Origin of the sequence: Maricaulis maris (assembly GCF_036322705.1) — a bacterium.
Taxonomy (GTDB): domain Bacteria; phylum Pseudomonadota; class Alphaproteobacteria; order Caulobacterales; family Maricaulaceae; genus Maricaulis; species Maricaulis maris_B.
Map to the genome: position 1 here is coordinate 2,912,135 of NZ_AP027270.1, position 22,052 is coordinate 2,934,186.

General features: G+C 64.4%; 21 protein-coding genes. 11 read left to right on the forward strand and 10 right to left on the reverse strand.

The window, feature by feature from the left end:
- The first annotated feature begins 80 nt into the window (after nucleotides 1-80).
- The 7 genes from AAA969_RS13855 to AAA969_RS13885 all read left to right on the forward strand — a co-directional run bounded on the left by AAA969_RS13855 (nucleotide 81) and on the right by AAA969_RS13885 (nucleotide 7,054).
- Complete coding sequence (locus AAA969_RS13855) at nucleotides 81-1,922, forward strand: DUF885 domain-containing protein (RefSeq protein WP_338246723.1); 1,842 nt, start codon at nucleotides 81-83, stop codon at nucleotides 1,920-1,922.
- Nucleotides 1,919-2,530: a hypothetical protein gene (locus AAA969_RS13860; protein WP_338246726.1), complete on the forward strand. Its 612-nt coding sequence runs from the start codon at nucleotides 1,919-1,921 to the stop codon at nucleotides 2,528-2,530. The genes AAA969_RS13855 and AAA969_RS13860 overlap by 4 nt, the downstream gene beginning before the upstream one ends.
- Before the next feature lie 52 nt (nucleotides 2,531-2,582).
- Nucleotides 2,583-3,917: a tRNA (N(6)-L-threonylcarbamoyladenosine(37)-C(2))-methylthiotransferase MtaB gene (gene mtaB, locus AAA969_RS13865; protein WP_338246728.1), complete on the forward strand. Its 1,335-nt coding sequence runs from the start codon at nucleotides 2,583-2,585 to the stop codon at nucleotides 3,915-3,917.
- On the forward strand, nucleotides 3,914-4,843 hold the full coding sequence (ftsY, locus tag AAA969_RS13870) for a signal recognition particle-docking protein FtsY (protein WP_338246730.1): 930 nt from the start codon (nucleotides 3,914-3,916) through the stop codon (nucleotides 4,841-4,843). The genes mtaB and ftsY overlap by 4 nt, the downstream gene beginning before the upstream one ends.
- Before the next feature lie 3 nt (nucleotides 4,844-4,846).
- A complete protein-coding gene (locus AAA969_RS13875) occupies nucleotides 4,847-5,695 on the forward strand; it encodes an EamA family transporter (protein ID WP_338246732.1) in 849 nt (282 codons plus the stop codon).
- Nucleotides 5,696-5,715: 20 nt separating this feature from the next.
- Nucleotides 5,716-6,363: an inner membrane-spanning protein YciB gene (locus AAA969_RS13880; RefSeq protein WP_338246734.1), complete on the forward strand. Its 648-nt coding sequence runs from the start codon at nucleotides 5,716-5,718 to the stop codon at nucleotides 6,361-6,363.
- Nucleotides 6,364-6,448: 85 nt separating this feature from the next.
- Complete coding sequence (locus tag AAA969_RS13885) at nucleotides 6,449-7,054, forward strand: MarR family winged helix-turn-helix transcriptional regulator (protein ID WP_338246736.1); 606 nt, start codon at nucleotides 6,449-6,451, stop codon at nucleotides 7,052-7,054.
- Here AAA969_RS13885 and AAA969_RS13890 read toward each other — a convergent pair.
- The 6 genes from AAA969_RS13890 to ccmA all read right to left on the reverse strand — a co-directional run bounded on the left by AAA969_RS13890 (nucleotide 7,051) and on the right by ccmA (nucleotide 10,596).
- Nucleotides 7,051-7,557, reverse strand: coding sequence for a thiol:disulfide interchange protein (locus AAA969_RS13890; RefSeq protein WP_338246738.1), 507 nt, complete (start codon nucleotides 7,555-7,557; stop codon nucleotides 7,051-7,053). The genes AAA969_RS13885 and AAA969_RS13890 overlap by 4 nt on opposite strands.
- Nucleotides 7,557-7,712: a heme exporter protein CcmD gene (gene ccmD / locus AAA969_RS13895; RefSeq protein ID WP_338246741.1), complete on the reverse strand. Its 156-nt coding sequence runs from the start codon at nucleotides 7,710-7,712 to the stop codon at nucleotides 7,557-7,559. The genes AAA969_RS13890 and ccmD overlap by 1 nt, the downstream gene beginning before the upstream one ends.
- Nucleotides 7,709-8,458 (reverse strand): heme ABC transporter permease CcmC, encoded by a 750-nt coding sequence (gene ccmC / locus AAA969_RS13900; protein ID WP_338246743.1) that lies wholly within the window; start codon nucleotides 8,456-8,458, stop codon nucleotides 7,709-7,711. Before ccmC ends, ccmD begins: the two co-directional genes overlap by 4 nt.
- A gap of 55 nt (nucleotides 8,459-8,513) precedes the next feature.
- Nucleotides 8,514-9,203 carry a cupin domain-containing protein gene (locus AAA969_RS13905; protein WP_338246745.1) on the reverse strand — a complete coding sequence of 230 codons (690 nt, stop codon included), beginning with the start codon at nucleotides 9,201-9,203 and terminating at the stop codon, nucleotides 8,514-8,516.
- A gap of 74 nt (nucleotides 9,204-9,277) precedes the next feature.
- Nucleotides 9,278-9,946, reverse strand: a complete 669-nt coding sequence (locus AAA969_RS13910) for a heme exporter protein CcmB (RefSeq protein WP_338246747.1) — start codon at nucleotides 9,944-9,946, stop codon at nucleotides 9,278-9,280.
- Nucleotides 9,943-10,596, reverse strand: a complete 654-nt coding sequence (ccmA, locus tag AAA969_RS13915) for a heme ABC exporter ATP-binding protein CcmA (RefSeq protein WP_338246749.1) — start codon at nucleotides 10,594-10,596, stop codon at nucleotides 9,943-9,945. The genes AAA969_RS13910 and ccmA overlap by 4 nt, the downstream gene beginning before the upstream one ends.
- Before the next feature lie 161 nt (nucleotides 10,597-10,757).
- On the opposite strand from ccmA, the gene acnA reads away from it, so the two are divergent.
- Entirely contained in the window at nucleotides 10,758-13,433 is a 2,676-nt protein-coding gene (gene acnA / locus AAA969_RS13920; RefSeq protein ID WP_338246751.1) for an aconitate hydratase AcnA, read from the forward strand.
- Nucleotides 13,434-13,510: 77 nt separating this feature from the next.
- Complete coding sequence (locus AAA969_RS13925; protein WP_338246752.1) at nucleotides 13,511-14,257, forward strand: DUF1223 domain-containing protein; 747 nt, start codon at nucleotides 13,511-13,513, stop codon at nucleotides 14,255-14,257.
- Here AAA969_RS13925 and AAA969_RS13930 read toward each other — a convergent pair.
- A complete protein-coding gene (locus tag AAA969_RS13930) occupies nucleotides 14,254-14,805 on the reverse strand; it encodes an ActR/PrrA/RegA family redox response regulator transcription factor (protein WP_338246754.1) in 552 nt (183 codons plus the stop codon). The two genes, AAA969_RS13925 and AAA969_RS13930, sit on opposite strands and share 4 nt — an antisense overlap.
- Before the next feature lie 37 nt (nucleotides 14,806-14,842).
- Entirely contained in the window at nucleotides 14,843-16,165 is a 1,323-nt protein-coding gene (locus tag AAA969_RS13935) for an ActS/PrrB/RegB family redox-sensitive histidine kinase (RefSeq protein ID WP_338246756.1), read from the reverse strand.
- A 152-nt stretch (nucleotides 16,166-16,317) separates the two neighbouring features.
- Here AAA969_RS13935 and AAA969_RS13940 point away from each other — a divergent pair, with 152 nt between their 5' ends.
- Together AAA969_RS13940 and AAA969_RS13945 are read left to right on the forward strand one after the other, a co-directional pair.
- Nucleotides 16,318-16,950, forward strand: coding sequence for an SCO family protein (locus AAA969_RS13940; protein WP_338246758.1), 633 nt, complete (start codon nucleotides 16,318-16,320; stop codon nucleotides 16,948-16,950).
- Nucleotides 16,951-16,996: 46 nt separating this feature from the next.
- Entirely contained in the window at nucleotides 16,997-18,262 is a 1,266-nt protein-coding gene (locus AAA969_RS13945) for a polyhydroxyalkanoate depolymerase (RefSeq protein WP_338246760.1), read from the forward strand.
- Nucleotides 18,263-18,338: 76 nt separating this feature from the next.
- Here the strand turns inward: AAA969_RS13945 and AAA969_RS13950 are convergent, their stop codons facing one another.
- Complete coding sequence (locus tag AAA969_RS13950) at nucleotides 18,339-19,907, reverse strand: hypothetical protein (RefSeq protein ID WP_338246762.1); 1,569 nt, start codon at nucleotides 19,905-19,907, stop codon at nucleotides 18,339-18,341.
- A 106-nt stretch (nucleotides 19,908-20,013) separates the two neighbouring features.
- Nucleotides 20,014-22,038 carry a transglycosylase domain-containing protein gene (locus AAA969_RS13955; RefSeq protein WP_338246764.1) on the reverse strand — a complete coding sequence of 675 codons (2,025 nt, stop codon included), beginning with the start codon at nucleotides 22,036-22,038 and terminating at the stop codon, nucleotides 20,014-20,016.
- Nucleotides 22,039-22,052: the final 14 nt, after the last annotated feature.

Sequence of the window (22,052 nt, forward strand, 5' to 3'; positions counted from 1 at the left end):
GCGTAGCCGGCACCCGGTGACGGCCCGGCTTGCGGCCCGTCACCGGGCAGGCCATCCTCTCGCCAACAGGGGAGAGAACCATGTCTTTTCAACGTCCCGTCTACCGGCTCGCGGGCGCCTCGCTGCTCGCCTTGAGCCTTGCCGTGCCGGCCGCGGCAATCGCCGCGCCGGCTGATTTCGCGCACAAGTCCGCGGCCCAATCCACCACCGAAGCGGCCAGCGAAGCCTTCAATCAGCTGGTTCAGGACTTCGAAGCCTTCGAATATGAAAACAGCCCCGGCGCGCGTGCCCGCGATGGCGATCTGGACGCCGCGGGACAGTGGGCCGATATCAGCGAAGCGACACTGATGGCCCAGGCTGAGGCGGAAGCCGGCTTCCTCGAACGACTTGAGGCGATTGATTCCGCGGCGCTCGAGGTCGGCGATCAGACCTCCTACGCGGTGCTGGACTATATCCTGCGCTTCCGGGTAGAGCTGTCGCCCTTCAATGAGGCCCGCCGCCCCTTCATGAATGATAGCGGCTTCTTCACCGCACCCTCCTACGCGTCCTCGTCAACACGGCCGCGGACGATCGAACGGGCCGAAGCCTGGGTCGCCCGCATCAATGCCATTCCGGGGTTCTTTGACGCCAATATCGACTGGATGCGACGCGGCCTCGCCGACGGCTTTACGCAGCCACGCCTGATCGCCGAGCTCGCCGCCTCGCAGATCGAGGCGCTGAGCGATCCGGAGACGCTCCAGGACTTGCTGATTGCGCCAATCGACCGCCTGCCGGAAGGCCTGCCGGCCGATCAGCGGGCCCACGTCAGAGCCGAGGCCGAAGCCGCCATTCGTGACGCCGCCATCCCGGCCTATCAGAACCTGCTCGCCTTCTTCCGCGACGAATATATCCCGCAGACCCGGACCAGCCTCGGCATCTCCGACGTGCCGGACGGACGCGAATATTACCAGACCCTGGTGCGCTACCACACCACGCTGGACACCTCGCCGGAGGAAGTTCACCAGCGCGGCCTGAACGAAGTTGCCCGGATCCGGGCGGAGATGGACGAGGTCATTGAGCGGACGGGCTTCGAGGGCACATTCGCGGAGTTCCTGAACTTCCTGCGCACCGATCCGCAATTCTATGCCGAGACGCCCGAAGAGCTGTTGATGCATGCCGCCTGGATCGCCAAGCGGGCCGATGACGCCATGCCGCGTTTCTTCGGTCGACTGCCGCGCCTGCCTTATGGCGTCCGTCCGGTACCCGACACCATGGCCCCGACCTATACCACCGGCCGCTACTGGCCCGGCGACCTCGAGAACGGGGTCGCGGGTGGCTATATGGTCAACACCTATGACCTGACCCAGCGCCCGCTCTACACCCTGCCGGCCCTGACCGTGCACGAAGCGGTGCCGGGTCATCACCACCAGATCTCGATTGCCGCCGAGCTGGAAGACGTGCCGGACTTCCGCCGCAACAGCTATATCACCGCCTTTGGCGAGGGCTGGGGTCTCTATACCGAAACGCTCGCAACCGACATGGGCCTGTATACAACGCCTTATGAGGAATTCGGTCGCCTGACCTACGAGATGTGGCGCGCCTGCCGTCTCGTTGTCGATACCGGCATCCATTACATGGGCTGGACCCAGGCCGAGGCCGAGGCCTGCTTCCTCGATAACTCCGCGCTCGCGCCTCACAATGTGCGCACCGAGGTCCAACGATATATCGCCTGGCCTGGTCAGGCGCTGGCCTACAAGTCCGGCGAACTTCTGATGCGGGACCTGCGGGCCCGAGCCGAAGAGCGTCTGGGTGCCGATTTCGATATCCGCGCCTTCCACGATCGCCTGCTTGAGGATGGCGCCATGCCCCTTTCGGCGCTGGAAACCAAGATGCTCTCCTGGATCGATGAACAGGTCGAAGCCCTGGCGGAGGACGCCGAATGATTGCCTTTGCCATCACCGACGCCCTCGTAACCGTCGGCGCCATTCTCGGCATTTATCTGCTGTGGCCGCACCGGCGGGACGGCAAGGTTCGGATGATCCGCTTCGGACTGGGCTTCATGGGGTTTGCCGCCCTGATCGGGGTCATCCGCTTTGCCTCCGGACAGGTCGACGAGATGGCTGTTGCGCATAGTCAGGCCAGCGAGTTCGCCGGCGCCGCCGGACTGATGCTGATCGCGGTCGCTCTGTTGCTGAAAACCAATGCGGCGAAAGTCGATGTTGGCGTGATCCGCTATGTTCGCTACGGCATTCCGGCCGTGGTCGCCTTCCTGATGTTCTTTCCGGGCACGGGGACGATTGTCGGCTTCCTGCCGATGCTGGCCTTCATCATCGGGCTCATCGCCAGCGGCCTGCTTGTCCTGCACGGGCAGCGCTCCGCCGGGCTGGCCTGGCTGGCCGGCTTCTTCGTCATTGCCTTCGCCTCGATCGTGGTCGGCGCAAGCCGGACCGAGAGCACTCTCGGGATCACGGACTGGCACATTTATCATGCCCTGGTTGGTGTCTGGGCGGTGATGGTCGGCGAGGCGACGAAACGGCTCTGGGACCGCTGATTGCCCGCGCCGCTTGACGATAGGTCGCCACTCCACCACTTATCCGCTCTCCATGAGCGCGCACGATGACAATCCGGCCGCTTCCGGTGCCGACACGCCGCCCACGCGGCCGGTCGATGCCGAAGCCGGGCTCGAAATCCTGACCTTTGGCTGCCGGCTGAATGCCTGGGAGAGCGAGGTCATGCGCAAGCATGCGCGCGACCAGGGCCTGACCAATACAATCCTGGTCAATACCTGCGCCGTGACCAATGAGGCCGTGCGCCAGGCCCGACAGCACATTCGCCGGGCCCGCCGCGACAATCCCGACGCGCAAATCATCGTCACCGGCTGCGCCGCCCAGGTCGATCCGGACATGTTCGGCAAGATGCCGGAAGTGAACCGCGTGATCGGCAATGACGACAAGCTCAAGGCCGAGACCTTCAAGCCCGCCGACCTGCTCGGCGGCACCGAGAGGGTCCGCGTCAACGACATCATGAGCGTGACCGAGACTGCCGGCCATCTCGTCGAGGGGATGGAGGGCCGCGCCCGGGCCTATGTTCAGGTCCAGAATGGCTGCGACCACCGCTGCACTTTCTGCATCATCCCTTATGGGCGGGGCAATTCGCGCTCGGTCGGGGCCGGCGAGGTGGTCGACCAGATCAAGACGCTGGTCGATAGCGGTCATAGCGAGGTTGTGCTGACCGGGGTCGACCTGACCTCCTGGGGCGGCGACCTGCCGGGTACCCCGGCGCTGGGCCGGCTGGTCCAGTCCATCCTCAAGCATGTGCCGGACCTGCAACGCCTGCGCCTGTCCTCCATCGACGCCATCGAGATCGACGAGGCCCTGTTCGAGGCGGTCACGGGCGAGACCCGCATCGCGCCTTATCTGCACCTGTCCTTGCAGGCTGGCGATGACATGATCCTCAAGCGCATGAAGCGTCGGCATTTACGCGATGACGCCATCGCCCTGTGCGAACGGCTCAAGGCGGCGCGGCCCGAGATGGCCTTCGGGGCGGATATGATTGCCGGCTTCCCGACCGAGACCGAAGCAATGTTCGAGAACTCGATCCGGCTCGTCGACGAGTGCCAGCTTGCCTATCTGCACGTCTTCCCATACTCGCCGCGTCCGGGTACCCCGGCCGCGCGCATGCCGCAGCTAGACCGCGCCATCATCAAGGACCGCGCGACGCGTCTGCGGGCCAAGGCGGACGCGGCCCTGAGCCATCATCTCGACGGGATGATCGGTATCGAGAAGGCCGCGCTGATCGAGAAGCCGGGCTTTGCCCGGGCCGGAAATTTTGCAGGCATCCGCATTGCCGAAGCCGACTTCCCCCGTCCCGGTGCGCTTGTCGATATCGCGATATCCGGGCATGACGGGCGTGAATTGAAGGGGGTCATCACCGGATGAGCGACAAGAAACCGGGCTTCTTTTCCCGTCTGGCGCAAGGCCTGAAACGCTCCTCGTCCAAGCTGGGCGAGAGCGTCACCGCGATCTTCACCAAGCGCAAGCTGGACCGCGAGGCGCTCGACGAGCTGGAAGATGTTCTGATCGCGGCCGATCTCGGTTCTGCCGCCGCCCTGCGCGTCACCGAACGACTGGCCCGCGACCGGTTCGACAAGGAAGTGTCGGACGAGGAGGTCCGCGAAGCCCTGGCCGAGGTTGTCGCCGAAACCCTGCAGCCGCTGGAGCGTCCGCTCGACCTCTCGGGGCCAACGCCACAAGTGGTGCTTTTCGTGGGCGTCAACGGATCCGGCAAGACCACCACGCTGGGCAAGATCGCCGTCAAGCTGAAGCGCGACGGCCGCAATCCGATCCTGGCCGCCGGCGATACCTTCCGGGCCGCCGCCATCGAGCAGGTCTCGATATGGGGCGAGCGCGCCAAGGCGCCGGTGATCAAGCGGGAGATCGGCGCCGACGCCGCCGGCCTGGCTTTCGATGCCATCGACCAAGCCGCCCGCGACGGCCATGACGTGGTCCTGATCGACACCGCCGGCCGACTGCAGAACAAAGCCGAACTGATGGACGAGCTGCGCAAGGTCGTGCGGGTCATCAAAAAACGCATGCCGGATGCGCCGCATCACGTCGTCCTGGTTCTCGACGGGACCGTCGGTTCGAACGCCGTGTCCCAAGCCCAGGCGTTTCTGGAGTCCTCTGCGGTGACCGGGGTTGTCATGACCAAGCTGGACGGGACCGCCAAGGGCGGCGCCCTGGTCCAGGTCGCCGAGAAATTCCAGCTGCCGATCCACTATATCGGCATTGGCGAAGGTGAGGCTGACCTCCAGCCCTTCTCGGCCCGTGACTTCTCGCGCGCACTTGCCGGGCTGGACAGCTAGCACGTGGAGACGACGCTCGGCCTTGCCACGCTGGCCATGCTGGGCTCGGCCCTGGCGCATGCCATCATGACCCTCTTGACCAAGAAGGCCAACGACAAGCTGGTCTTCCGCGGTTTGACGCAAGGGTTTCTGGCCGTTCTGATCCTGCCCTGGCTGGCCTTCCAGCCCATCCCGCCCTGGGAGGTCTGGCGCTTCCTGCTGGCCGGCGCTGTGGTGATCTGGGCCTTCAACATGCTCTTGGTCGCCGCCTTCAACGAAGGCGAGATGAACCTGGCCTATCCGGTCATGCGCGGTGCCGCACCTGCGCTGGCAGCGATTGCGGCCTTTGTCTTCCTGCATGAGACCGTCTCGCTGGGGCAGATAGCCGGACTGGGTGTCGCCACGGCGGCGCTGATCGGATTCGCTTGGCCGGAGCGCGATGGTCGGCCCAAGCTCAAACTCATGCTGCTGGCCCTCGCCGCCGCCAGCATGACCGCCAGCTATACGGTGATCGACGCGGCCGGCGTCCGCACCTCGGGACAACTTTTCATCTATCTCGGCTGGTTCTTCGTGCTTTCCGGCGTGACCATATTGCCAACGGCAATCCTTCGGCGCGGCAAGAAATTTATGGTGATCGCCCGCCAGGAAACACGCCCCGCCCTGATGTGTATGGGCTTCAATCTGACCACCTATGGCCTTGCCCTCTACGCCTACGCCAACGCACCGGTGGCACCGATGGCCGCCTTGCGGGAACTCTCCATCGTCCTCGGCGCCATCCTCGCCGCACTGGTTTTGAAAGAGCCGTTCGGAGCCCGCCGGACCGGGCTGGCAATCTGTCTTGCTGCCGGGCTCGTATTGCTTCAGGTGATGTAGACCCAACCGAGGAGGCGCCCGTGGCCCAGACCCAGAACACGTCAGAGCAGAGCTCACGCCTTCTTATTGATGCCGGCCCGATCGGCGTCTGGATCGTGGTCTACAATGTCGCGCGGATGTTTGCGGGTGATCAGGCCATCTATATCGGAACCGGCGCCTACATGCTCGCCGCAACGGTGGCGCTGGTCCTGTCGATCCGGATCGAGAAGCGCATCCCGCCGATGCTGGTCTTCACGACGATCATCGTGCTCGCCTTCGGCGCACTGGGGATCTTTCTTCAGGATCCGATCTTCATCTACGCCAAGCCCACGATCATCAATCTCTTCCTGTCCTATCTGATCCTGGTCAGCCTCGCCCTTGGCCAGAATGTCTGGAAGGTCTTCTTCAGCCATATCTTCGAGCTGACGGACCGCGCCTGGACCTTGCTGGCCATTCGCTGGGCCCTGTGGTTCCAGTTCCTGGCCTTTCTCAACGAGGTGATGTGGCGTCACATCACCGACAGCGTCGTGCCGGTGTCGGCGCGCTGGTTTGCGGAGCTGGAACTGAGCGAAGCCTTCTGGTCCAACGCCAAGCTCGGCGTGATGGTCTTGTCGGTTCTCTTCGCCGCTTCGCAAATGCCGCTTGTCCTGAAAAACCAGCCCAAGTCGCCGGACCCAGCGGACAGCTGATCCCGGCATTCCGTGCTCGGACATTTGTCATTCTCGCGTTATAAATCCGCCCTAGGATGAATTCCCGAATGGGACGGGGGGCGTCATGCCGCACGACAAGCACGACACCAAGAACTTCCATCTGACGGAATCGCCCGGTCACCTCCTGCACAGGGCACAGCAGTTCGCGGCCGAGCGCTTCACCAAGGCGATGGCCGGCGCCAAGCTGACGCAGCGTCAGTTCGCCGTCCTGCATGCGACAGCCCAGGAAGAGGGGCTGACCCAGACCCAGCTCGTCAAGACAACCGGGATCGACCGTTCCACGCTCGCCGAGCTGGTCGCCCGCATGGTCAAGAACGGGCTTCTGGAGCGCGAGAAGCTGGCCGACGACGCCCGCGCCAATGCGGTCAAGCTGACCGAGAGCGGTCGCGCCCTGCACGAAACCGCAACCCGCGGCGCCATGGATGCCGACAAGGCCATCCTGTCGGCCTTGCCGAAAAACAAACGCGCCAGCTTCATCGAAACGCTCCGGCGCATCGCCGAGACGCTGGAAAAAGGTGAGGAAGCCGCCAAACAGGCCAAGCTGGTTGCCAAGGAGAAGAAGAAGAAGGCCAAGAAGAAGGCGAAGGACAAAGCCAAGGCGAAGGCCAAGAAGGGCGAGAAAAAGTCCAAGAAAGCCGGCAAGGACACCCGGGAAAACACGGCGGCCTAGCGGCGGTCGGCCCGCTCCAGCGCGGGATAGATGGTCTGACGCAAGACATCCACTGTCAGCGGACCCGGCCAGCGAGCCAGGATCTGCCCGTCGCTGACCACCAGCGTCTCCGGTGCCCCACTGATCCCCAGCGCCATCACGGACTGGTTGTCGACATCCTGCATGACCGCGACGAACGGGTCACCGAGCTCGTCAAGAAACTGCTCCGCATCCTCCGGCGTGTCGCGCCAGTTCAGGCCGTAGATCGCGATGCCTTCGCTGCGCAAGGCCATCAAGGTGGAATGCTCGGCATGACAGGGGGCACACCAGCTGCCCCAGACATTCAGCAGCCATGGACCCTCGATGGAGCCGGGATCGAAGCGATCGCGGTTTTCCAGTTCGGCCATGGTCAGGACAGGCAGCGGCTCGCGGACTTCCACTGGCCGGTCTCCCGCGAAACGCACGGCCAACACGCCAGCCAGCCCGATAACGACCAGCCAGGCGGCAAGCCGGAGCCACCTCATCAGGCCTCGTCCGTTTCAAGACGCCGCAGAGCCTCGCGAGCGGCGCGGCGCTCGAGCAGGGCATGGACGACCAGGGCAACCAGAACAGCCGCCGACACCGCCCAGGTTGGCCAGACATAGGCGGCATAGCCACCCATCGCGAAGAACTCGGTCATGAGACGGCATCCTCATTGCGGCGCGCCGCCTGTTCCCGCTGGCGCTGAAGCGTCCGGGCACGCCGTCGCAGCGCCTGGCTGCGCAAGCGGTACAGCACCAGCCAGCCGGCGAGGAAGGTGTAGGCCAGCGCCATGATGGCCAGCGGCCACAACTGGCTGGGGTGAATGGTCGGCCCGTCGAAGCGGATCACCGAGGCCGGCTGATGCAGGCTCGACCACCAGTCGACAGAAAATTTCACGATGACCAGATTGATGATGCCGGCCATGCCGAGGATGGCCGCGGTCCGGGCCGCCTGCTGGGCATCCTCGATCGCCGCGCGCAGCGCCATATAGCCGAGATAGACCAGCAGCAGGACGAGAACGGAGGTCATCCGCGCGTCCCATTCCCACCAGGTCCCCCACATCGGCTTGCCCCAGAGCGAACCGGTGAACAAGGCCAGCACGGTAAAGGCGGCGCCGATCGGCGCGATGACCTCGGCCGCGGTATCGGCCAGGGCATGCCGCCACACGAAATAGACAAAGCTCGCCACCGCCAGCGCCGCATACAGCGCCATCGCCATGTATGCCGCAGGCACGTGGACATACATGATCCGGACCGTCTCACCCTGCTGGTAGTCCGGCGGAGACCCGAAGAAGGCCAGCCAAATTCCGACAGCCAGCAAGCCGAGCGTCAGCACACCAAAGATCGGGATCAAGGTGCGGGCCAGCTGGTCGAAGCGCTGCGGATTTGAAAAATAAGACAGCATGGAAACGGGACTTAGCTTGATGGCTCGCGCCCCGCAACTGCCGGATAGTCGCAGCCTATTGCGGCAAATGCCCGGTCTTGACCCAGATCAGGCAGCCTTCGGTCGAAAACGGCGTGTGCTGGCTCATGTGGGGGCTGCGGAGCCAGCTCCCGGCCGGATAGCGGCCATGCTCGTCCTCGAACACGCCTTCGATCACGAAGATCTCCTCACCGCCCCAGTGGCGATGCCGGTTGAACCGGGTCCCCGGCTGCCAGCGGACCAGCGCCACATGCTCGGTTCCAGCTTCATGGAGCGGAAGCACCGATAGACCGTCCACAAGGCCGGGCCGGAACGGGGCGGATCTCGTGTCGATGACTTTGCTGACCAGGTCCATCGGATCGAACTGCCGCAACTTGACCAGGATGGTGCAGCCCGGATCGGTATGCGGCTGGTGGCGGCTACCAGGCGGATTGCGGACATAGCTGCCGGCGGGATAGTCCCCGCTCTCATCCGAGAAGACCCCCTCCAGAACCAGAAACTCCTCGCCGAGCGGATGGTCGTGCGGGTCGAAGCGCGAGTTCGGGGCGAAACGCACGATGGTGGTGGCCCGGGCGACTTCACCGCCGATCCGATCCAGCATCATCCGCTCGACTCCGCTCGCGGGCGACCTCACCCACTCATAGTCTTCCGGGCGCACAACGGCGCGTTCGCTGAAATCGGCATTCAGGCGGATCTCGTTCGCAGGGTCAGTGGTTTGCAGCGCCATGGCTGGGTCTCTTCTGGTAACGGCAGTCCGGGCCCGGAGATAAGGCCGTGTCACGCGTGTTCAAGAAGGCAGGGTCACCCAAGCCGGCTGCGCAGGGCAGCAGCAATGCCAAACGGGGCCAGCGCCGTAGTTGCCAGTGAAACGGCCAGCGTCAGCAGAAGATTGGCCAGCGCGCGCTCGTCACCCTCGAAGGCAGAACGCCCGGCGCCGGCGGCGAAGATCAGGACAGGCACCATCATCGGCGTCGCGATGAGCGCAATCAGAAGACCGCTGCGCCGAATGCCCGCCGCTAGGGCGCCCGCGAAACCGGCTATCAGGGACAGCGCCGGGATCGCGGCCAACAGCGCCAGAGCGCCGACCAGTGCGGGCAGGATTGTGACGCCGTACATCAGCGCTCCCAACAATCCGATCACGGGTAACGGCCAAAGGGTAGCAGCCGCTTGCCCCATCACCTTGGCCAGAACCAGCCAGGACGGTGTCACGCCACTGAGCAGGTAAAGCTCGGCGGTGCCGTCACCATGATCATCGCCGAACAGACGATCAGCGGATTGCAACACCGAGAGCAGGGCCGCAAAGCCCATGATCCCCGGACCAACTGCCGCCAGAAGATCAGCCGCCGGCCCGATGGCGAGGGGGGCGAGGGTGATGGCTGCAAGGAAGAAGGCCGCCGGCCCGGCGGCGCCACCGCCGCCGGCCCAGGCCAGACGCGCTTCGCGGGCAAAAATGGCAGACAGCGCACTCATCGGTGGGCCCCCAGATCGATCCGTCTGGCGTTGGGCCAGTCGAGGGTCTGGTGCGTCGCCGCTATAACACTGCCGCCGCGGGCGCGGTGCCAGGAAACGAGGTCGGCCAGCCGCGCCCGACCGCCGCCATCAAGCGGACCGGCGGGCTCGTCCAGCAGCCAGATCGGCCGGTTGGACAAGGCAACCCGGACCAGGGCCGTCCGTCTTTGCTGGCCCCGGGAGAGGCGGCCCGCGGGTCGGTCGATCAGGCTTTCGATGGCCATCGCCCGCATCAGCGGCAGGATTGGCTGGCGGCCCTGCCCGGCCATGTCGGACCAGAACCGCAAGGCCTGACGAGGCGTTTCACCCGGCTTGAGCCCGTCCGCATGCCCGAGCCAGCCGAGCGTGTCGGCGGCCGCGACGGCTGGCGCCTGGTCACCGATGCGGATGTTTCCGGCGTCGGGCCGGATAAAACCGGCGATTGCTCGCATCAGCGTTGTCTTGCCGGTTCCGTTCGGACCACTCATCAGCACCGCGTCGCCCGGCACCAGATCGAGGCTGAAATCACGCACCAGCACCAGACCGCCGCGCGACAGCGTCAGCCCGGCAACAGCGAGCCGTTCCGGTGCAAAAGCGGGCATGGCGGGGAATTTTGCGGCTTCAGTCGGCATGGCTCAGCATGTCGCCCGACAGGGGCCTATCCGTCAACGCACGTAACGCCGCATTGCAGCAGACCGAATGTCCGGCTAAAACCCGCCAAAACATGTGGCCGCAAAACGTGGCCGACCTCCCCACCGGGTATTTTACCCCTGACCCCATGAGGACGACGCATATGGCCTCTCTCGACAGTTTTTCCTGTAAACGTACGCTCACCGCTGCCGGTGAAACGTATGCCTATTATGATCTGAAGGTCGCCGAGGCGAACGGGCTGGCCGGGGTTTCCCGGCTTCCGGGCTCGCTGAAAGTGCTGCTGGAAAACCTGCTGCGCTTTGAAGACGGCAAGACCGTCACCAAAGCCGACATCGAAGCGATGGCCGAATGGCTGACGACCCGCAAGTCGACCCACGAAATCGCCTATCGTCCGGCTCGTGTGGTCATGCAGGACTTTACCGGTGTGCCGGCCGTGGTCGACCTCGCTGCCATGCGCGACGCCGCCACCAAGCTGGGCGCCGACCCGGATCGTATCAATCCGCAGGTCCCGGTCGATCTCGTGATCGACCACTCGGTGATGGTCGACAATTTCGGACACGCCGACAGCTTCGCCAAGAATGTCGAGCGCGAGTACGAGCGCAATGGCGAGCGCTACAAATTCCTGAAATGGGGCGCCAAGGCGTTTGACAATTTCCGCGTGGTCCCGCCGGGCACCGGTATCATCCACCAGGTCAATCTGGAAAACCTCGCCCAGGCTGTTTGGACCAAGGAAGAAGACGGCGAGACCATCGCCTATCCGGACACCTGCGTGGGCACCGACAGCCACACCACCATGATCAACGGCCTCGCCGTTCTCGGCTGGGGCGTCGGCGGCATCGAGGCCGAAGCCGCCATGCTGGGCCAGCCGGTCTCCATGCTTATCCCGGAAGTCGTCGGCTTCGAGCTGACCGGCAAGATGCCCGAGGGCGCAACCGCAACCGACCTCGTGCTGAAAGTCGTGGAAATGCTCCGCAAGCGCGGCGTGGTCGGCAAGTTCGTGGAATTCTACGGCTCGGGCCTCGATCACCTGTCGCTCGAAGACGAAGCCACCATCGCCAACATGGCACCGGAATACGGCGCCACCTGCGGCTTCTTCCCGGTCGACAACGAAACGCTCGCCTACCTCAAGGCCACCGGCCGCGACGACAAGCGCGTGGCTCTGGTTGAAGCCTATTCCAAGGCCCAGGGCATGTTCCGCCCGGACTACGATGCCGACCCGGTCTTCACCGACACGCTCCACCTCGACATGTCGGAAGTCGTTCCGGCCGTCTCGGGTCCGAAACGTCCGCAGGACTGGATCGAACTGTCCAACGCGGCTGCCGGTTTCGCCCGCATCATGGAAAGCGAATACGGCAAGGGTGACGAGCTCAACAAGTCGGCGCCGGTCGCCGGTGAGGACTACGCTTTCACCAATGGTGACGTCGCCATCGCGGCCATCACCTCCTGCACCAACACCTCCAACCCGTCAGTCATGCTCGGCGCCGGCCTGCTGGCCCGCAATGCCGTGGCCAAGGGCCTGAAGACCAAGCCCTGGGTGAAGACCTCGCTGGCCCCGGGCTCCCAGGTCGTGACCGATTACCTGCTGCGGGCCGGCCTGAACGACGATCTCGACGCCCTTGGCTTCGACCTGGTCGGCTATGGCTGCACCACCTGTATCGGCAATTCCGGTCCGCTGCCGCCGGCGATCTCGAAGACGATCAACGAAAACGACCTTGTCGCGACCTCGGTTCTGTCCGGCAACCGCAACTTTGAAGGCCGGATCTCGCCGGACGTGCGAGCCAACTATCTCGCCTCGCCGCCGCTGGTTGTCGCCTATGCGCTGGCCGGCTCGATGAAGGTCAATCTGGTCACCGACCCGCTGGGCCAGGACCAGGACGGCAATGACGTCTACCTGAAGGACATCTGGCCGAGCTCGGCCGAGATCGCCGAAGTGGTTCGCACCTCGGTGACCCCGGACATGTTTGCCAAGCGCTATGCCAACGTCTTCAAGGGTGATGACGCCTGGGGTGGCATCGAAGTGCCGGGCGGCCTGACCTATGCCTGGGACCACACCTCGACCTATGTCCAGAACCCGCCCTACTTCGAAGGCATGACCATGGACCCGGAAAGCCCGGGCGATGTCGTCAATGCCAAGATCATGGGCCTGTTCGGCGACTCGATCACCACCGACCACATCTCGCCGGCCGGTTCGATCAAGGCCGACAGCCCGGCCGGTCGCTACCTGCAGGAACGCCAGGTTCCGGTTCTGGAGTTCAACTCCTACGGTTCGCGGCGCGGCAATCACGAAGTGATGATGCGCGGCACGTTCGCCAATATCCGCATCAAGAACAAGATGCTCGATGGCGTCGAAGGCGGCTACACGCTGAAGGACGGCCAGCAGGTCGACATCTACGACGCCTGCATGGCGCACCAGGCCGAAGGCACCCCGCTCGTGGTGTTCGGTGGCAAGGAATACGGCACAGGCTCCTCGCGCGACTGGGCCGCCAAGGGCACCCGTCTTCTGGGCGTCAAGGCGGTGATCGCCGAGAGCTTCGAGCGTATCCACCGCTCCAACCTGATCGGCATGGGCGTGCTGCCCCTGCAGTTCGAGGATGGTGGCAGCTGGGAAGCCCTGGGCATGACCGGCGACGAGATCGTCACCATTCGCGGCATCGAAAGCCTCGAGCCGCGTGGCATGATGACGATCGAGATCGCCTTCCCGGACGGCACGGTCAAGACTGCTCCGGCCCGCGCCCGGATCGATACCGAGAATGAGCTGGAATACTTCCGCCACGGCGGCATCCTGCACTACGTCCTGCGCAATCTCGCAGCGGCCTAGTCAGCCAGCCTCAAGCTCCCGCCCGCGTCACGGCCATTTGATTGGATGATGCGGGCGGGTATGCTTATCTGGACGCCATGAAATGGCTCTCCCCCCTTCTGGCGCTGGCCTTCAGCGTGACCACCCTGCCGGCTGCCTCAGCCGGCGAAGCGTCGACCGGCGCGGACGAACGCCCGGTCCTGGTCGAGCTCTTCACCAGCCAGGGCTGCGGCCTGTGCCCGGAAGCCAATCGGTATCTGGGCGAACTGGACCAGCGCGAGAACGTCTTCGTGCTCGCCTATGCGGTGTCCTATTGGGACATGTATGGCTGGACCGACACCTATGCCCGGCCAGAATATGTCCAGCGCCAGCGCACTTATCTGCCGCGCCTCGGCGTGCCGCGTCTCTACACACCACATTTTGTCGTTGATGGCGTCACCGATGCGCCGGGTTGGGAGCAGGACGCAGTCGCCCATGCGGTCGAGGATCGCCTGACCGCGATGCCGGACAGCCCGGTCATTACCATCAGCGATGGTCCGTTCGGATCCTTCCGCGTCGGCCTCGATGGCGAAGCGCCGGAGGCCGAACTCGATGTCTGGCTGGTGGCCTATGCTCCGGGCTGGGCAACGGTCCAGGTCCGGGCCGGCGAGAATAGCGGCCTCGACATGCTCCAGTACAACATGGTCAAGAGCCTGACCTATCTCGGCAACTGGGCCGGCGGACCGGCCAGCTTCACCGGCGAGAGCTTCCGCCGATACGCCACAGTCGCGATTGTTCAGGGCGCCAATGGCGGCCCGGTCTATGGCTATGCCCGTGTGGCCCCCAGCGAGACCCCCGGTCGCTAGCGCGGCGCGCGCTTGGCCAGAATGCGTTGCAGGGTACGGCGGTGCATGTTCAGCCGGCGCGCCGTCTCCGAGACATTGTGATCGCACAGCTCGAACACGCGCTGGATATGCTCCCAGCGGACGCGATCTGCCGACATCGGGTTTTCCGGCGGTTCCGGCTTGTCCTCGGGATGGGCCAGCAAGGCCTTGATGATGTCGTCCGCGTCAGCAGGTTTGGACATGTAATCCACAGCCCCGGCCTTCACGGCGGCAACCGCTGTCGCGATGTTGCCATAGCCCGTCAGCATGACGACCCGGCAATCTGCGCGCGAGGCGTGCAGGGCCTTGACCACATCAAGCCCGTCACCGTCCTGCAGCCGAAGGTCAAGCACGGCAAAGGCCGGCGGATTGGCCTTGGCCACTTCCTTGGCCTCTTCAACGGTGGCCACTGCAGACACAATGAAACCCCGGCTGGTCATCGCCCGTCCGAGACGCGTCCGGAAGGGCGCATCATCGTCCAGGATGAGCAGCGACTTGTCCTCGGGAAGTTCGTATTCGATCTCACTCACGCGTCGGTCCTCGCGAATTCTTGGTCTCGTTCAGTATCTAGCTCACGGAGGGCGGGGCCTCCACCCGTTTGCGCGGCCAGCGGATCGACACGATCGCCCCACCCGGTGCCGGGGCATTGTCAAACCGGACCACGCCGCCGGTCTTCTCGATCATTGTCTTGGCGATAAAGACACCCAGCCCGAGCCCGCCCTGACCCGGCGTTCCCGACCGCGAGGTGACGTAGGGCTCGCCGATCTTCGAGAGGATGTCCGAGCTGAATCCCGGACCATCATCGATCACCCGGATATAGATATTGCTGCGATCCCATCGTCCTTCCACCACAACACGGGTGACCGCGAAATCGACGGAGTTCTCGACGAAATTTCCGATCCCGTAGATCAGCTCCGGAATACGCCGAAGCACCGGCTGGTCATCGTCTGCCGGGTCGGCCAGTTCCACATTCACCAGCGGCCCCAAACCCCGCAGCGGCGCGCTCGCTTCCTCGAGGGCGGCCAGGAACTCGATCCGGTCGTGACGGACATCAGAGGCCTCCTGGACCTCACCCAGCCGCTTCAGTATGTCGCGGCACCGACGCGCCTGGGTCACCAGAAGTTCGGCATCCTCGCTCAGGGGCGTACCGGCCTCGATTTCGCGGAGCATTTCCTTGGCCGTGAGCTGGATCGTCGCCAGCGGTGTTCCGAGCTCGTGGGCGGCGGCGGCCGACAAGGCGCCAAGAGCTGACAAGCGCTGCTCGCGCGACAGCACGCTCTGGGTCGCCGCCAGGGCCGTCGCCATCCGCTTGCCCTCTTGACTGACCCGCCAGGAATAGACGGCGGTGAAGGCGACAGCGATGAAGATCGCAACCAGCAGGCCGAAGACATACATGCCCGGCAGATCGAGTGTGACCCCGCCATACCAGGGCAGCGGCAGGCTCCATAGCCACATGGCACCGGTTCCGGCGATCGCAATGATCGCCACGCCTCCGGCCCAGCGCGGCGGCAGGGCGGCAACGGCGATAATGATCGGCGCCGCCAGCATCACCACGAACGGGTTCTGCAAGCCGCCGGTGAGCATCAGCAGGGCGCACATCTGCAGGACATCGAAGCCGAGCTGGGCAAACGCCTCCCAGTCCCTGGCAAATTTCTGCGGCGGCACCGCCAGGGTCAGCCAGGTATTCACCAGGGCGCTCATCGCGATCAGGCCGAGGCAGAATCCGATCGGCAGCTCGAAACCGGCGAGGAAGTGGACAATCAGAATGGTCACGGTCTGACCACCCACCGCCAGCCATCGCAGCATGACCAGCGTTCGCAAGCGCAAGCGTCCGAAAACCGGTGTCAGGTGCGCATCACCGCCATAAGGGTCCCATTCGCTTTCGCTCATTGAGATTTTGCCTTCTTCGAGCGTGACCGCGCCACGCGATGGACAGCACCGCTGCTTGGGCCTAACTTCGCACACGCAGCAATGAGAGGCGTTCTGGTTAGCACGCTTCGTCTGCGCCCGAACAGATCGGGCACCCCTGCCGAGGAGTCAAAATGCCGCGTCCCGTGCTCTGGCTGCTGATCGCAGCGCCCACCGTTCTTCTGATCGCGTTCTTCACGCTGATGTTGACGGACAGCTCGCCATCGGTCGAGCGGCGTGCCGGTGTGCGGACGAGCGGGGAAGCCCTCGTCGGCGGTCCGTTCGAACTGGTCGACCAGACCGGTGCAACGGTCACCCAGGACACCTATGCCGGCAAGCTGATGCTGATCTATTTCGGCTACACCTACTGCCCCGACGTCTGCCCCTTCTCGCTCCAGATCATGGCCGCAGCCATGGATCAGCTCAGCGAGGACGAGCGCGCCCGGATCCAGCCGATGCTGATCACCATCGATCCCGAGCGTGACACCGTCGAGCAGATGGCGAGCTATGTCAGCTCGCCCGCCTTTCCCGACGGGCTGGTCGGCCTGACCGGAACAGAGGAGCAGATCGCCTCTGTCGCGCGGGCCTATCGGGTCGTTTATCAACGCGCCGAGGATGCCGGCAGCGGCGACTATCTGATGGATCACACCTCCATCATCTATCTGATGGATGGCGAGGCGAATTTCGTTGACGTCTTTACCTCTGGCGTTGACCCGCGCGATCTCGCGAGCCGCCTGCAAGACTTCCTTGAGGAAAACCCCGGATAACTGTCCGGAACAGTGCCGGCGCCCGCCGCCGACGCGAGGAGAGCCCATGCTTTACAGCGTCTATGAATTGAACCGCATGGCCATGACGCCATGGCGAGCCGCCGCAAATGCGACGCGCAAGATGATGCGCTCGCCGATGAATCCGATGGGTGAAACGATGGCTGGCCGGACCATGGCCGCCGCCGCCGAGCTCTTCGAGTCGGTCACCCGCCGCTATGCCAAGCCGGAATGGATGATCGAGCATACCGAGATCAACGGACAGCCGGTCGGCATCAGCGAAGAGGTCATCTGGAGCAAGCCGTGGTGCTCGCTCCTGCACTTCCAGCGCGACCAGGACGCCCTCATCGCGGCACGCGGGACCGAAACCGCGGATCGCAAGGTGCTGTTCGTGGCCCCGATGTCGGGCCACTATGCGACCCTCCTGCGCGGTACGGTCGAGGCCTTTCTGCCCGACAGCGAGGTCTACATCACCGACTGGCAGGATGCCCGGATGGTGCCGGTCACCGATGGCCGCTTCGATCTGGATGACTTCACCAGCTATATCCGCGAGATGATGACGCTGCTCGGCCCCGACCTGCACGTCGTGGCCGTGTGCCAGCCCGGACCGCCAACCCTCGCCGCCATCGCGCTGATGGCCGAGGATGACGATGCAAATCGTCCCGCCTCGATGACCTTCATGGGCTCGCCGATCGACACCCGCCTGTCACCGACCGTGCCGAACAAGCTGGCCGAGGAGAAGCCCTTCGAGTGGTTCTCCGGCAATCTCATTCATACCGTGCCGGCGCCCAATCCGGGTGCGTTCCGGCGGGTCTATCCGGGCTTCCTGCAGCTCGCGGGCTTCATGAACATGAATCTCGAGCGTCATGTCGACGCGCACTGGAACTTCTACACCCAGCTGGTTGAGGGTGACGGCGACAGCGCTGACAAGCACCGGACCTTCTATGACGAGTATCTCGCCGTGATGGACCTGTCCGAAGAGTTCTACCTGCAGACCATCACCGACGTGTTCCAGGAGCACAAGCTGGCCCGGGGTGAGCAGATGCATGGCGACCGCAAGGTTGACCCGTCTGCGATCAAGGATGTCGCCTTGCTGACCGTTGAAGGCGAGAAGGACGATATCTCCGGCATCGGCCAAACCCAGGCCGCGCACACTTTGTGCAGCAACCTTCCGGAGACGCTGCGCCAGGACTATATCCAGCCGGGTGTCGGCCATTATGGCGTCTTCAATGGTCGCCGCTTCCGCGAACAGATCGCACCGCGCATGAAGACATTCATGGACGAGGCCGGAGGCGCGGCGCTCAAGGCGCGCTAACCAGCCCTTGCGCGTGGTCAAAGAAAAAGGCGCCACCCGGACCCGGGCGGCGCCTTCTCTTTGACCGCAGTCAGGATCAGGGGGCTTCAGACGAGAAGCTGAGGCCCAGATCGTTGTAATCGAAGGTGCCGGCCTCGATATCGAGGAGCATATCGCCAATGCTCAGCGGGGTCGGCGGCGTCATGTCGATGGTCAGGCTACCACCCTGGTTGACGAAATTGGTCAGGGCGGTGGACAGCTGGGCGAGAACCGGGCGCGGGATTTCCGGCGGCGCCGCCATCAGTCCCATGCCCATCATGGCACCGGCCTGGACCCGCAGTTCTTCCTTGGTGATGCCCTGCGCCGCAGCGCCGGCGTCAAGGGCCCGGTCGAGGATGGAGAGATCAACGAGTCGCATCGACATATTGTTGATGAGAAGGGGCCCCATCAACTGGGCCATGGCCGAGAGCTGGGCGCCATCACTGACATCGGCCGCTTCGGTCATGGCCATCATGGCGTCCGGCATGTTGGCGATATACTCGTTGTATCCGGAGACATCCTGGGCCATCTCAAGACGCAGACCGTCCGTCAACTCGATGAAATTGTCGCCCGTGGTGTAGGCACGGCCCGTGTCTTCGTCATAGACAGAATTGGCCGCCATGCGGAGCTCGAGCTGCTCGTATCCGAGCATGCCAAGGCCCATGGCGAGCTGGGCACCAGCCGGCTTGGACGGATCCGGGATCAGCATGGCCGAGCCAAGCTCTGCGGTCGTCGTGATGCGCGAGCCGTAACGCTCCATCGCCGAAGTGAGATGGTCCATCGAGAAATGAACGCCCGATGCCTCGACGAGGATGTCGCGGATGGCGAAGCTGTCATAGACATCCATCGGCGAAATGAAGGCGCTCTGATAGTAGGCCTGCATCATGCCGTCTTCATCGGCACCTGCAGCGACCGCATCCATCATCGCGGAATAGGCTTCGGTCTGGAAGCCGAGCAGCGAGATCTCGCCCATATTGACGGTGACCGCCTCACCGCTGTCGTCGACGCCGGAGAAGGCGAAGCCCAGAATGGCCATGCGGCCCAGTTCGACGCGGGTGTAATTCTCGACGACGAATTGTGCGAGGTTGAACTCGAAAGCCCCGGCCTCTTCCGAGCCGCTACCGGACAGACCCTCAAGGCTGAAGCCCTCGAACTCATAGGTGTTCCAGGCGGCTTGATAGTCCTCATCGGTCTCGCCGGCGACAGCGCGACCAAAATCGGTCGTCATCGCGGCATTCGGACCATCAATGCTGACCCGGTCGAGACGGATGACGGTGCCGTCCGTGCTCGAGGTCGCGCTGATCCCCTCCAGCGCGAGGCCGTCAAACAGGACTTCGCCGTTGGCATCCAGGCGCAGGGTATCGAAGATCATCCGATCGGCGCGGACCTCTTCCATGCTGCCGGTCTCGTCATCCTCGATATCGCTGAAGGTCACATCGTTCAGGATGTAGCGGCCGCCCCGGAAGTCGACACTGTCGTAGTTGACGGATTGGTTGGTGCCATCAAGGCCCATGCGCGCCATGGCCGCCTCGGCCGCAGCGCGGCTTTGCGCCTCGACGCTACCGGCGGGCAACATGTAGGCAATGACGCTGGCCGCGGCGGCGGCAGAAAGCAGGCTGTATCTCATAATGACCCCCTTTTGGATCGGTGTTTTAACGTCCCTCAACGACGAGTTTAACACCACGTTTGCGACACGTCCTTGAAACCTGTCACAAAATTGGGGGGATTCCGTGTCAGTCCCGTCCCCCCAGACCCGCGAGGAAAGCGCCGATCGGGTCTTCAGCCTGCCCGTCCCGGTCATCGGCGGCATCCGCGGCCCGTTGATCAGACAGGGGAAGGTTGGCGGTCTCGATCGCGAGCTGGCCCGCCATACCGGTCAGGGGTTGATCCGGGCGGCTGCCAAGCCCGGTGCGGGGCGCCGCTTCGAGATACGCCTGGAAAATCCGCGCCGGCGGGCCGCCGCCAGTAGCGCGATCGGTCGGGGAATTGTCATCATTGCCGGTCCACACGACCGTTACCAGCTCGCTGTTGAAGCCGGCAAACCAGGCGTCGCGGAACTCATTGGTCGTTCCGGTCTTGCCGCCAATGACCAGACCGGGCACAGCCGCCCGGCGCCCGGTTCCCTCGCGGACATTGGTCAGGAAGAGATCGCGCATCCGGGCGCTCGTGCGGGCGTCCAGAACCAGTTCACCCGGCCGGGTTGGTGCGACATAGAGGGGTTCACCCTGCGCCGTCTCGATCCGCTCGATCCCGTAGGCACCAGCCCGAAGCCCGCCATTGGCAAAAGGCGTGTAGGCGGTTGCAAGTTCGAGTGGCGTGACCTCGAACACCCCCAGCGCCAGCGAGCGATCAACCCGCATCGGGCTCTCAATCCCCAGCCGTCGCGCCAGCCGGGCGACATGGCCGCGGCCGGTCTCCTCGGCAATCTGCACGGCGATCGAGTTGGAAGAACGGATGAAACCTTCGCGCAGGGTCATCTCGCCGCGGTATTCGTCATTGTAATTCTGTGGCGCCCAATCGCCGATCCGCACCGGCTCGTCCGTGCGGCGATCCTCCGGCGACAGACCCGCCTCGAACGCGGAGGCATAGACAAACGGCTTGAACGCGGACCCGGGCTGGCGCTGGGCCAGCACCGCTCGGTTGAACTGGGACCGGGCATAGGATCGGCCACCGACCATGGCGCGAACGCCACCATCATGCGCCAGCGATACCAGCGCGCCCTCGCCGGCACCCGACGCCAGCGTCTCGTCGTCCAGGATCAGGCTGACAGCGCGCTCGGCCGCGCGCTGGGCGTCGACATCCAGTGTCGTGTAGACAACCAGGTCGCCATGATCGAGGCCGGCGATCTGGCGCACCTGTTCAGCCGTCCAGTCGATGAAGTATTGCGCACCCTGGCTGGACGAGCCGCGCGAGACGCGGATCGGCGTCTGGGCGGCGGTCATCCGCTCTGCCTGTGTGATCCGGCCGGTCTGGGCCATCAGGTCGAGCACCACCGTTGCCCGCGCCGCGGCCCGCTGCGCATCATTGACCGGGCTGTAGCGCGAGGGGGCCTTGAGCAGCCCGGCCAGCAACGCAGCCTCGCCGAGACCCAGCTCGCTGGCCGGGCGCGAGAAATAGCGCAGGGAAGCGGCTTCGACACCATAGGCACCACCGCCGAAATAGACGCGATTGAGGTAGAGCTCGAGAATTTCGTCCTTGCTGAACCGGCTTTCGAGCCAGAAGGCGAGCATCATTTCCTGCACTTTGCGGCGTAGCGTGCGCTCGGGCGACAGAAACAGGTTCTTGGCCAGCTGCTGGGTCAGCGTCGAGCCCCCCTGCACGACGCGGCCGGCCCGCAGATTCGCGAACATGGCACGACCCAGACCGATGAAATCCACACCCGGGTGGCTGTAGAAGCGGCGATCCTCGACCGCCAGCACCGCATCAATCAGATAGTCCGGCAGCTCATCAATGGTGACCTCGTGCCCGTGCGCCGAGCCGCGTCGGGCGATCAGTGCGCCATTGTGGTCGAGAAAGGCGATTGTGGCGGTCCGCTCGATCGCCTGAAGCCCGTCCGTGTCAGGGAGATCGCGAGCGATCGAAACCAGCCAGCCGCCGAGGATAAGTGTGGCGATGATGGCCAGGCTAGCCGCCGTGCGGAACCAGGGAAAACCGCTTCCGCGCGCGCGCTTGCGACGCGCAGGACGTCGCTGTCCGCGCGAGGGTGCTGCCGAGCGGGCGCGCTGCGCCGCCTGAGATTTTCCGGGCCGGCGGGCCATGCTCATTCCTCGTG